This window comes from Janibacter limosus NBRC 16128, assembly GCF_001570985.1.
GTDB lineage: Bacteria > Actinomycetota > Actinomycetes > Actinomycetales > Dermatophilaceae > Janibacter > Janibacter limosus.
Genome location: NZ_BCSS01000042.1, coordinates 19008 through 31228, shown reverse-complemented (window position 1 = coordinate 31228; position 12221 = coordinate 19008). Strand labels below are relative to the sequence as shown.

Annotated in this window: 10 protein-coding genes; 4 read left to right on the top strand and 6 right to left on the bottom strand. The window is 65.9% G+C overall.

From position 1 onward, the window contains the following. Nucleotides 1-1940: MFS transporter (locus tag JLI01S_RS13790; protein ID WP_084349446.1), on the top strand; the 1940-nt coding region annotated here is incomplete at its 5' end. A 160-nt stretch (nt 1941-2100) separates the two neighbouring features. On the opposite strand, the gene JLI01S_RS13785 is transcribed toward JLI01S_RS13790, so the two are convergent. Beyond that, complete coding sequence (locus JLI01S_RS13785) at nt 2101-2904, bottom strand: SDR family NAD(P)-dependent oxidoreductase (RefSeq protein ID WP_068265608.1); 804 nt, start codon at nt 2902-2904, stop codon at nt 2101-2103. A 1-nt stretch (nt 2905) separates the two neighbouring features. Beyond that, nucleotides 2906-3154 carry a hypothetical protein gene (locus tag JLI01S_RS13780; RefSeq protein ID WP_068265606.1) on the bottom strand — a complete coding sequence of 83 codons (249 nt, stop codon included), beginning with the start codon at nt 3152-3154 and terminating at the stop codon, nt 2906-2908. 149 nt (nt 3155-3303) lie between these two features. On the opposite strand from JLI01S_RS13780, the gene JLI01S_RS13775 reads away from it, so the two are divergent. The 3 genes from JLI01S_RS13775 to JLI01S_RS13765 are packed head-to-tail and all read left to right on the top strand — an operon-like array spanning nt 3304 to nt 7399. Further along, the gene (locus JLI01S_RS13775) at nt 3304-4482 is read left to right on the top strand and encodes an amidohydrolase family protein (protein WP_068265605.1); all 1179 of its coding nucleotides are present in this window, start codon (nt 3304-3306) and stop codon (nt 4480-4482) included. Nucleotide 4483: 1 nt separating this feature from the next. Further along, entirely contained in the window at nt 4484-6133 is a 1650-nt protein-coding gene (locus tag JLI01S_RS13770; RefSeq protein ID WP_068265603.1) for a thiolase C-terminal domain-containing protein, read from the top strand. A gap of 42 nt (nt 6134-6175) precedes the next feature. Beyond that, nucleotides 6176-7399: a CaiB/BaiF CoA transferase family protein gene (locus tag JLI01S_RS13765; RefSeq protein WP_068265601.1), complete on the top strand. Its 1224-nt coding sequence runs from the start codon at nt 6176-6178 to the stop codon at nt 7397-7399. 231 nt (nt 7400-7630) lie between these two features. Here the strand turns inward: JLI01S_RS13765 and JLI01S_RS13760 are convergent, their stop codons facing one another. From JLI01S_RS13760 to JLI01S_RS13745, 4 genes are all read right to left on the bottom strand, one after another. Next, nucleotides 7631-7897: a hypothetical protein gene (locus JLI01S_RS13760; protein ID WP_068265599.1), complete on the bottom strand. Its 267-nt coding sequence runs from the start codon at nt 7895-7897 to the stop codon at nt 7631-7633. 584 nt (nt 7898-8481) lie between these two features. Next, complete coding sequence (locus tag JLI01S_RS13755; protein WP_281177468.1) at nt 8482-9807, bottom strand: TRAP transporter large permease; 1326 nt, start codon at nt 9805-9807, stop codon at nt 8482-8484. A 173-nt stretch (nt 9808-9980) separates the two neighbouring features. Continuing rightward, nucleotides 9981-10592, bottom strand: coding sequence for a TRAP transporter small permease (locus JLI01S_RS13750; RefSeq protein WP_169797338.1), 612 nt, complete (start codon nt 10590-10592; stop codon nt 9981-9983). 181 nt (nt 10593-10773) lie between these two features. Then, a complete protein-coding gene (locus tag JLI01S_RS13745) occupies nt 10774-12099 on the bottom strand; it encodes a type 2 periplasmic-binding domain-containing protein (protein ID WP_169797337.1) in 1326 nt (441 codons plus the stop codon). Nucleotides 12100-12221: the final 122 nt, after the last annotated feature.

Here is a 12221-nt window from a genome sequence, read left to right as displayed (position 1 = left end):
CCCCCGCCACGCCCACCGGGCGTGGCGGGGGCGGCGTCGTCATCGCTGTCCTCGCCCTCTGCGGCACCGTCGTCTCCCTCCAGCAGACGATGGTGCTGCCGCTCGTCCCCGATCTGCCCGACCTCATCGGCACCACCGCGGGCAATGCCTCGTGGATGATCACCGCCACCCTGGTCGCGGGCGCCGTGGCCACGCCGGTCATCTCGCGCATGGCCGACATGTACGGCAAGCGCCGGATGATCCTCGTGACCCTGGCGATCGTCGCTCTCGGGGCACTGGTCGGCGGACTGTCGACCTCACTCCCCTTCCTCATCCTCGCCCGGGCACTGCAGGGCATGGGCATGGCGCTCGTCCCCATCGGCATCGCGACGATGCGCGACGAGCTGGAACCGGAAAAGGTCCCGCTCGCCGTCGCCCTGATGAGCGCGACCCTGGCCATCGGTGCAGGTGTCGGCCTCCCACTGGGTGGTTTCCTGGCCGAGACGTTCGACTGGCATGTCGTCCTCTGGCTGCCGGGTGTGCTCGCTCTCCTCATGCTCGGCCTCGTCCTCGTGACTGTCTCCGAGTCCGCGGTGCGCACCGCGGGTGCCTTCGACTTTCGGGGGGCCGTCCTGCTGAGCCTGGCCCTCGTGCTCCTGCTCCTCGCCGTCTCCAAGGGTGCCGACTGGGGCTGGGTCGATGGTCGGACGCTCGGCTGCCTCGCCGCCGGCGTGGCGCTGCTCGCGGTCTTCATCCCGCTGGAGCTGCGCGTCCCCAACCCACTCGTCGACATCCGCACCGCCGCGCAGCCGGTCATCCTCGCGGCCAACACCATCTCGGTCTTCATGGGCTTCGCGATGTTCGTCAACATGCTCGTGTCGACCCAGCTGCTGCAGACGCCCGAGGACACCGGCTACGGCCTCGGCCTGGACGCCCTTCACGCAGGGTTGTGGATGGCCCCGTCGGCCGTTGCCTTCGGCGTGCTGGCACCCCTGTCCGGTTGGGTCACCCGACGCTTCGGCCCAGAGGTTGCCATCGGTGCCGGCGGCGTGATCATGGCCGTCTCCTACCTGGCCCGAGTGCCGCTCAGCGGCTCGGTGACCCTGGTCGTCTTCGGCACCGTCGTCGTGACCATCGGTACGGCTCTGGCGTACTCGGCCCTCCCGACGCTGATCATGCGCTCGGTCCCCGTGACCGAGACAGCCGCGGCCAACGGCCTCAACACCCTGCTGCGCTCAGTGGGCACCTCGACCGCCAGTGCCGTCACCGCCGCAGTCCTGGCGGCAACGATCACTTCAGCCACCAAGGGGTACCCGACCTTCGGCGCCCTGAGCACGATGTTCGTGCTGGCAGCGGCGGCCTCGGCGGTGAGCGTCGTGCTCATCCTTCCGTTCCTGCGCCGGCGCGCTGCCGAGGGCGACAACCAGTCCACCGAGACGCTGACCGTCGACCACGTCGTGCACGGCAAGGTCATGGACGCGAAGGGGGCCGGTCTCGGTGGCGCGGTTGTCACCGTCATGGGTGGTCGCGGCAGCCACATGGACTGGTCGCGCACCGACTCCGTCGGCGACTTCAGCGTCGCCACGGCTGGCCCGATCCGTCACCTCTTCGTCGTCTCGGCCGTGGGCTGGTCACCGGCGTCCTTCTACGTCGACCTCACCGACGGCCACCTCGCCCCCTTCGTCATGGCGGAGCGGCTGACCGTCACGGGCCTGATCACGGACGCACACGAGGACCCCGTGGCCGGTGCCTCGGTCGTCATCACCAAGCGCACCGGTGGGTCGGTCTCCTGGGTACGCACCGACGAGGCCGGCCGCTACGCGCTGCCGCTGCCCAAGGAGGGCGTCTACGACCTCACGGCCGTCGACCGCGCCACCGGGGCGACCCGCAGCCACATCCTGACGGTGGGGGGTCGCTCGGCGACGGTCGACGTGGAGCTCGCCGAGCTGGGTGGCCGGTAGTACCCGGGCATGTCCGGCTGAACACGTACGCTGAGTTGCCTTGTGGTGATATCCGCCCGGATGCATCTCGCACCGTTCTGCTCGGCGGCCTGCCCACCCACACTCTGTGTCAGATTGAGGGATGGCCTGCGTCCACATCGGTGGAAGACACGGTCCCGCGTCAGTTCACGGACGGCGAGATGCCACCATCGACGTGGACATTGGTCCCGTTGACGAAGTCACTACGGGGGCTGGCGAGCATTGTGACCATGTAGGCGATGTCGTCCACCTCCCCGACCCTCCCGACCGTCTGACCGATGCCCTTGAGCATCACCGACTCGGCCTCGGCGACGCTGTCGAGGCCTCGCTGGTCGGCGAACTCCGTCAGATAGGTGTTCAGGCCCTGGGTGCGCACCATGCCCGGAGAGACGCAGTTGCTCGTGACCCCCGATGACCGCAGAGCCTTCGACAGACCGAGGGACATGTTGATCATCGCCGCCTTGGACGGCCCGTAGTCAGGCTGACCGCTCGTGGGGGTCACGGCTGCTGCCGTCGCGATGTTGACGATCCTCCCCCAGCCGCGTTCCTTCATCGCTGGCGCGAGGGACCGGATGAGCCGGATCGCAGCCACGGTGTTGGACTCGTACGACGCAAGGATGGCGTCGATCGGGGTGTCGAACCACGAGGCCGCACCCTCGTGGGCCCCACCCGCGTTGTTCACGAGGATGTCGATGCCACCGAAGGCAGCCACGGCTGACGCGGCCACAGACCCGGCGCCCTCTTCCGTGGTCAGGTCACCGATCGCCACGGCAACCTCCGCTCCCGTATCCCTGATCTGCTGGGCCACCCTTTCGGTGCGCTCGACATCCCGTCCGTGCACCACGACCGCAGCACCTTCGGCAGCCAGGTGGTGGGCGATGGCCACGCCGATGCCGGCGCTGCTGCCCGAGACCAGCGCACGGCGACCTTTCAACTGAAGATCCACGTCACGCCCCGGGCTCGTAGTTGAAGAAGGACTCGCCATGGGCGGAAGCAACCCGACGGCGAGCGTCCCGGAGGCGCTCCACTCGCTGCTGCAGGACATCGCGCTCCGCCCCCTCAGGACTGGCTTCGAGTCGCTGGACCAGCTCCTCAAGTTCCTCGGTGATACGCAGGCCCGCCTCCCCGAAGGTCAGCAGATCATGGTCCTCCTCGTCGGATCGATTGAAAGCGTCGTCGACTGCACTGTCACTCATGGTCTTCCCTTCATCAGGTTATTTCGCTATATTATTGCGATAGAGAGCCTGCTGCAAGTAGCCTCTCGACCACGACAAGAGCAGCTGGGAAGACGTACTTCCCACGCACCGGCAACGACGCCAACGCGGAACCCAGGAGGGTCCAGCACATGCCACTTCAGGACTGGATGCAGATCATTTCCGTCGACGATCACCTGATCGAGCACCCCAAGGTGTGGACAGACCGCCTTCCGGAGAAGTACAAGGCGGACGGTCCCCAGATCGTCGAGACCGCTGAGGGCCACCACGTATGGAAGTACCAAGGTCAGATGTACCCGTACATCGGCCTCAATGCCGTCGCAGGCAAGGAGCCCAAGGACTACGGCCTCGAGCCGGTGCGATACGACCAGATGATCCCCGGCTGCTACGACCCGGTCGAGCGCGTCAAAGACATGGACATCGACGGCGTGGAGGCAGCCCTCTGCTTCCCCTCCTTCCCCGGCTTCGGCGGTGGCGTCTTCCACCGCTCGAAGGACAAGGATGTGGCGCTCGCTGCCGTCAAGGCCTGGAACGACTTCATGGTCGACGAATGGTGCGCCAGCTCGCCGGACCGACTCATCCCGCTCGCGATCCTGCCGACGTGGGACGTGGACCTGGCGGTCGCGGAGTTCAAGCGTGCTGCCGAGAACGGGGCTCGCACGGTCTCCTTCCCCGATGCACCCGCCGCGCTGGGGATGCCCGGCTGGGAGAGCGACTACTGGCACCCCGTCTTCGACGTCGCGAACGAGACGGGTGTCTCGCTCAGCCTTCACTTCGGATCGGGTAGTTTCGTCCCCGGCTTCGGTGGCTCTGCCTCCGCAGCCTTCCCCAATCCGGAGAATGCCAAGCAGTCCTCCTTCGTCGCCCAGATCCCGCTGTACTCAACGAACCTCATGTGGGCGCTCTCCGAGATCGTCTTCTCGGGCTCCTTGCAGAAGTTTCCCAACCTGAAGATCCTGCTCGCCGAGGGCGGCATCGGCTGGCTGCCCTACCTCACGGAACGCATCGACTACACGTGGGAGCGCCACCGCTTCTACACGGGTATCGACCAGGTGACCCGTCCGTCCGACCTCATCCGCAAGCACTTTTGGGGCTGCTACATCGATGACAACCATGGCGTGGCGAACCGCCACTCCATCGGGGTCGACCGCATCATGGTCGAGGTCGACTACCCGCACTCCGACTCGCAGTGGCCGCACAGCCGCAAGATCATCGGCGAGAGCCTCGTGGACGTCCCCGACTCAGAGGCCCACATGATGGTGGAGACCAACGCTCGCGAGGTCCTCAACTTCCCCAGGAAGGTCGCCTGAGATGAGCGCCCCCCTTCCGGAACCCCTGTTCGTCACGGAGCCCTACTGGGGTTCCGGTCGGGACGGCGTCCTCAAGGTGCAGCACTGCTGCTCCTGTGGCGCCCTGCGCATGCCCCCCAGCGCAGCCTGCCGCGAATGCCGCTCGTCCGACCTCGATTTCGTCGAGGTCTCGGGCAAGGGCGTCGTCGTCGCTCTGACCGTCAATCACCAGCAGTGGCTGCCAACGATGCCGACGCCCTACACCTTGGCCATCGTTGCCCTGGTCGAGGACGACCGTGCTCGGATCACGACGCGGCTCGTGGGCTTCGACGAGGGCGAGGCCAAGATCGGGCAGTACGTGCGGGTCACCTTCGAGCAGGTGGCCGACGACGTGTGGCTCCCCCTCTTCGAGGCCGACCCGACACGCGCCGACCAGAGTGGGCCAGTCCCGGAACCCCCAGACCTCAGCTCGCGCCTACCCGCCGTGCACACCGGCACCAAGTACGAAGAGTCCGCGATCATCAGCGGCCATGGCCAGTCGCAGGTCGGTCGGCGGCTGATGCGCAACCCGCTCAACCTGACGGTCGACGCATGTCGTCTGGCGGTGGAGGATGCCGGCCTGACCTTCGACGACATCGATGGGCTCTCGACGTACCCAGGATCCTCGATGCCCGGGGGCATGTCTGAAGGCGGGGTCATGGCCCTCGAGGACGCCCTCGGCCTCCACCCCACCTGGGTGAATGGCGCGAGCGAGACGTCGGGCCAGCTCGGCGCTGTGCAGGCCGCGGTCCTGGCCGTGGCGAGCGGCCTGTGCCGGCACGTCCTGGTCTTCCGCACGGTGTGGCAGGCAACCGAGTCGGCGCTGCAGCGGCAGGGTCGTGCTCTGCCGTCCAGCGGCCCTGCCCGAGGAATGATGGAGTACACGCTCCCCTATGGCGCTGCCTCAGCAGCCAACTGGATCGCAATGCAGGCATCGCACTACATGCACCGGTACAACGTCGGCCGGGACGCCATGGGTTGGCTCGCGGTCACCGCGAGAACGGGTGCTGGCCTCAACCCCGAGGCGGTGTATCGCGACCCGCTCACCTTCGACGACTACATGGCCGCGCGGATGATCTCGACCCCCTTCGGTCTCTATGACTGCGACACCCCGGTCGACGGTGCAGTCGCCTTCGTCATCTCGTCGGCGGACGTAGCCGCGGACCTCCCGCACGCACCCATCCGTTTCGAGTCGATCGGCAGCGCCCTGGCTGAGAACCTCTCCTGGGATCAGGGGACGCTCAACCACATGCCCCAGTCCCAGGGACCCGCCAAGCACCTGTGGACACGGACCGACCTCACGACCGACGATGTCGACGTCGCCCTCCTCTACGACGGCTTCACCTTCAACGCGGTGTCGTGGATGGAGGGGCTGGGCTTCTGCGGACCCGGTGAGGCTGCCGACTTCATCGACAACGGACGGACCATCGCCATTGATGGCCCCCTCCCGGTGAACCCTCACGGCGGGCAACTCTCTGCCGGACGGCTCCACGGTTTCGGATTCATGCGTGAGGCCGTCATCCAGCTCCGCGGCGAGGCAGGCGACCGGCAGGTCCCGAACAATCCTCGCGTCGCTGCCGTGACCGCTGGCGGGGGGATCCCCTCAGGGGCCTTCCTCCTTCGCCGTGACTGACCCATCCCTGCCCGTACCACCCACACCACAGGAGAACCACAGATGAAAAAGCCCATGGAAGGCGTCAAGGTCCTCGAGGTGGCGCAGTTCACCTTCGCTCCGGCGGCAGGCGCCGTGCTCGCCGATTGGGGCGCCGACGTCGTCAAGGTCGAGCACGCCGAGACCGGGGACGCGCAACGAGGTCTCGTCAAGGTCCTCGGCCAGGAGGCGGCCGCCGGCGGTGCGAGGTTCTTCCCGATCATGGAGGGCCCCAACCGCGGGAAGAAGTCCGTGGGCATCGCCCTCGAGAAGCCCGAGGGTCGCGATCTGCTCGACGAGCTCATCCGGCAGAGTGATGTCTTCATCGTCAACTTCCTGCCTCGAGCACGCAAGAAACTGCGCCTCGACCTGGAGGACATCCGGGCCATCAACCCGGACATCATCTACGTCCGAGCGTCAGGTTTCGGTCAGCGCGGTCCGGACCGGGACAGCGGTGGCTACGACAGTTCGGCCTTCTGGGCGCGCGGCGGAAGTGCAGAGGCGCTCATGAAGGCCGACGACACCGAGGTGCCGATGATGCCCGCCGGCGCCTACGGCGACAATGTCGGGGGCCAGACCATCGCGGGCGGCATCGCTGCAGCACTCTACGGTCGCGCAACCACCGGGGAGACCTCGGTGGTGGACGTCTCCCTCATCGGGATGGCGGCATGGCAGATGTCCTTCAACATCAACTTGGCGGCGGTGAGTGGCGGCCCCCTCCCGAAGACGAACAGTGCTGCCCCCAGCAACCCCCTCACGGGGGTGGTGCGCACGAGCGATGACCGCTACATCATGTTGACCATGCTTCAGCCCGGGCGCTACTGGCCCGAGCTCATGACGAATGCGGGCCGGCCCGACCTTGTCGAGGACCCCCGCTTCTCGTCCTCGGAGGCGATCTTGGAGAACAACGCAGCGGCCAAGGCAGCCATCGACGAGCTCTTCGCGACAAAGACCTTCGCCGAGTGGCAGGAGATCCTCCGTCAAGGCAACGGGCAGTGGGCGCCCGTGCAGGACGCCTGGGACCTGGTGAACGACCCGGCCGTCGAGGCCAACGGGGTCATCGTCGAGGTCACGGACGTCGACGGCAACCCTCAGCGGCTCGTCGCCAACCCGGTCCAGTTCGACGAGACTCCACCGCAGCTCGTCCGTGCTCCCCTCTTCGCCGAGCACACCGACGAGATCGTGACGGGGCTGGGTATCGACGAGCAGCGGCTCATGGAGCTGAAGATCGCGGGTGCGATCACCTGACCCACTGCGCAAGGGAAGGCCGGCGAGGAACACCTCGCCGGCCTTCTTGTGTGCCCTCCCGCGCGGTCCCGTACCTGCAGCAACGTCCCGCAACGTCATCGTCGTCGGAGGTACGGTCCTTCCACAACACAGCTTCCGCTCGCCGTCGACCGTCGTCGCGACGTGCCTCGGTGGACTCGACCACTTCCTGCGGTGGCCGTCGAACTCCACTCAAGACAAGGGCCTCTCGCTTCAGGGTCTCTTTAGCGCGCTTGAGTGCTCGATACTGCTAACTCCTGACACCTGTTCCCGGCCCCCGTCCTGCCTCGCGGGCCCGCACGCCAGGTGCAGGCCTGGTGCTGGGTCGGGGTTGTCGCCGATGACCGCGCCGACACCGGAGTACAGCTTGGGCTGGACCGCGGGGCGCACGGCGATGCGGTAACCGAGGTCGAAGGCGCGGGTCTGCCACACGGCGATGCCGTCGCCGGAGTCCGTGGACGCGTCGGTGTCGCCGGGCATGGTGACGTCGCTGGCGGACGTGTTGGGGAAGTTCGGCGGGTCGTGGGCGAGCAGGGCGGGCCAGTGCCGGCGAGACCATGCGTATCCGTCGGCCCGACCCCGCGGCGCACCATAGCGTCCGTGCGGTAGGCGTGGTCGGCGTCGAGGCGCACCCTGCACGCCAGGGTGCCGGGGGGTGAAGGTCCAGTCGGTGATGGTGGTGCCCCTGAGGCGGATCACGTACCGGCGGGAGGCCGGTGTCGTGGGCGACGGTCCACTGCTGCCCGGATGGGGTCCAAGCGGGCGCGTCCCCTCGGCGAGCCCGGCCTTCGCCGCGGACAACACTTGCTCGGCCACACCTCGTAACCTGCTCGTCACATTTCGTCGATGTCAGCATGCCTTGACCACCCACGCACCGACTCCACTCAGCAGCCCAGCTGAGTCGCGTCTCGGGACTCCCGGGCCCTGCTTCTTCGGCATGCGTCCGGCTATCGGTATCGGGCTAGCCGGATCCCCGAGGGACACCGACATGGACGACGTCGTGCCCCAGACGATGTTCCCGTCTGGGGCACGACGATGCCAGAGGTCGCTCTGACGAAGGGGCGCTACTCGAGTGAGCCCCGGTTGGGTAGCCACGTCGCCATCTCAGGGAAGGCGATCAACACCGCGATGACGAAGAGGCTGATGGGCAGCAGCCAACCCACGCCGGTGAAGGCATCCTTGAGGGTGATCTTCTGCCCCATGTTGACCTCAGGGTCTTGGGCGATCCCGTGGACCACATAGACCAAGATGCCCACAGGAGGCAGCACCATCCCAAGCTCGACGCAGAGGACGGCGAAGACACCGAACCACAGTGCGTCGATGCCTAGAGTCTCGAAGAGAGGCAGCAGGATCGGGACAGTAAGCATCATCGCGACCAGTGTCTCGCCGATCATGCCCAGCAACAGGTAAGCCACCAAGATGATGAGGAGGAACTGGACCCGTGAGAAGCCACTGTCCAGGATCCACGTGGACAAGGCGTCGGCAAGCCCAGTGTCACTCATGACGAGAGAGATGACGGCCGCACCCATCAAGAGGAAGAGCACGGTTGCTGTGGCGGTCGCCGCCTCTACGACTGCAACCTTGATCATCCCGAAGGCCTTGCGCCCCTGCCGCACCACGGTGAGCAACAGTGCGGCGAGCGCGCCGGCTGCGCCGGCTTCCGTCTCGGTGAGTGTCCCGGTGAACATGCCACCGAGGACGATCAGGGTGATAACAGGTACCGGCCAGACCCGGATGATCGCCTGGAGCTTCTCGCGCGCAGGGATCGTGGCGACCTCCCGCTGACGTGAAATCGCATGGTCGCGACCACCCACCAGGCGCGGCCAGACCACGGCCATGGCGATGAGAGCGACGCACTGGGTCAGGACAAGAAATATCCCTGGAACCACACCGGCCAGCAATTGGGGCCCCACCGGCACCGACGCCAGCCCTGCGTAGATGACCAAGAGGATGCTCGGCGGGATGAGTTGACCCGCCAGACCCGCCATGAGTACAGAGGACGTCGCCATCCGCTTGTCATATCCCGCCTTGAGCATCTCGGGGATACCGATCCGGGCGAGCGCGTAGGTCACGCCGACGGTGGATCCCGAGACAGCCGCCAAGCCACCACCCGCCATGTTGGTGCCGACTGCCAGCGAGGCTGGGACACGGTTGAACAGAATCGTCATGGCCGCGAACAGCTCCGTCGTCATCCCCGATCGCCACAACATCAGACCCATGAAGATGAACATCGGGACCACGCTCAAGGACCATGATGCGGCCTCTGCGTACGCCGTGTGACCGACGAGCTCCGCAGCGGTCTCGAATCCGTACATGACGACCAGGCCTAGGGTCGACGGCAGCAGCATCGTGAGGGCGATGGGCATCTTGAGAGCCAGGAGCACGAGCATGAGCATGATGACACCGCCACCCACGCCCATGTTGGATGCAGACCCGAAGATGATGAACAGCGCGAGCAGGACGAGGCCATACATGACCAGTCGCCACAGCCAGGAGCGCTGCGACTTCACACCGGGCCCCAACGCTGGGTCTTCAACCAACGTGGGGGCTTCACGTGTCGTTGTCATCGTGGGACCTCCGTCTTGTGGTCTTTGTCCGTGGGTGCCGTGAAGTCCTGGATCTCCTCGTTGAGCTCTTCTGCCATCTCGTCCAGCTGGGAGTCCAAGAAGGAGGGCTCCTCATCGGGCGAGACCTTGCCTCGCACGAAGTCGACCGTGTCGAGAAGGAGCTGCACCCCGTAGAGGAGGAACCCGATCGGCGCAGCGAACTTCATGAACCAAATCGGGACTCCCGATACGCCCGCCGTCTCGCGGATGGTCATCGACTGGTACGCCTCGACGTATGCGTAGTACGCCATGAAGAGCACGAAGAGGATCGCCGTCACGTTGACGATGACCTGGACCTCGCGCTGCATCGTGCGCGGCATCCGGTCGAAGACGAGCGGAGCCTCGATGTGCTCCTTGCGCTGCTGGGCGATGACGAGGCCCAGAAGGATGATCGTCGGGAGGTACCAGTTGCCGACGTACTCGAGAGTCCCCTCGATGGGCTGGTTGGCGAAGGACCGCATGAGTGCGTTGATGACGACGTGCAACATCAGGACGAGGACGAGCGCGCCGACGATGAACGCGAACAACTTGCCGACGACGAGCCGGAACCACGTGTTCACGACTGACATGGCAGCCCCCTGCTCCGGGTAGAAACTGATCCAGCTGATCTCACGAGAATCTCCTTGACACCGTTGTCCGAAGTCCATTGAACGAATCTGCGCCCGGGTCGGGCAGGGGGCGACGAGTGGAGGGCATTCCCACCCATGGGTGGGAACCCGACACACCGTGTGCACCAGCAGTGGCGAGCACCTACTCGGGGCGGTGCTGCTTCATGGCCTTGTCGTAGAACGCCTCGACGAGCGGACGTGCCTCGGGCTTTTCCTTGGCCACCTGCGTGTCGAGGTCCGCCCACGTGTAGTCCTTTGAGTAACCGAGCGGTCCGGTGATCTCGCTCCACCATTCCTCGCCGAGGGTGTCGAACTGCCCGGAGATCGTGTTGGCGTCCTTGACGCCAGCCTTCTCCAGGTCCTTCGTCACTCCTGCCGCAAAGGACTTCCTGAAGTCCAAGAAGGCCTTCGTCACATCCGCGTCGTACTCGGTGACCTTGACGTCGCGCTTGCGCATGTTGGTGGCGGCCTCAGCCTGGCTCGCCCAGCCCGACGCCAGCTGCAGCTCCGCAAGGTCAACCATCGAGTCGTAGATGAGCTGTTGCCCGGCGAGAGGAAGTGATTCCCACGTCTTCTTGCTGATGCCGTAGCTCGACGGCGTCTCCCCGAAGTCAGCGCCTGGCTCGCTCCCGACCGACATGCTCTTGATCAACTGGTCGAAGCCGCCACTGGTGAACGATGACACCGAGTTCACCGCACAGTCGACGGCTCCACGCTGCAGCCCCTGGAAGAGCTCTGGGAAGGTCATCGACACGGGGCTGGCCCCGATGGTCTTGAGGACTCCTCCCTGATGAGCTGCTGAGATGCGCGCAGTCGTCCCATTCAGTTGGGTCTTGCTCACGTATGGCCCCTCCCCGGCACACATCAGTTTCGTGTCGTGGGCCGGCACATAAAGCGGCATCAGGGGGTGAATCCCCTGCTTTTCGGCCTCAGCGAGCACTTCAGGGGTGTTGAGTCCGATCTCCCCCACCGTGGCAAATGTCGCCATCCGGCCGGAGACCGGCGTGCCCTGGCCTGCGAGGGCAAGCGACCCGACCCCGTTGGCCACGGGGAAGGACTCGGGCTGGTAGGCCGGGATGTACATCCCAATATCCACGCGACCCTGCTTGAGTGCCGCTGCCATGTCATCGAGCGGAACCTTGGCGCCGCTGTAGTCCAGTCTGAAGGTGAACTTGCCCCCCGATCGCTCTTCGACCCGGTCTGCCCAATCCTTGACCGCCTTCGACGACGGATCCTTCGGACCAGTGGTCAAGCCGCCGACGTCCAGCGTGACGGGATCCATGTCCTTCAAGGCCTCGGCATACGCCTTGTCGTCTGCCCCGTACTCAACACCCGGGCCTTGGGCGCCCCCGCCTGCGCCTCCATCATCGGCCCCAGGTGGTGCACAAGCAGCTGCCAGCGGCATGAGCATGGCTGCGCCGATGAGGAACCGACCTGTCCGGGACGGACGTCGCGATGTCGTGGTCACGTGAACTCCTTTGTTCGTGGTTCCGCTCGCGGGAACACCAGAGCAGCGTAGCCAGTTTGGGACAATTAGGTCAATGATTGATTTCTTAGTCCCGATGAGACGAGAGCTGCATCCACGGCTAC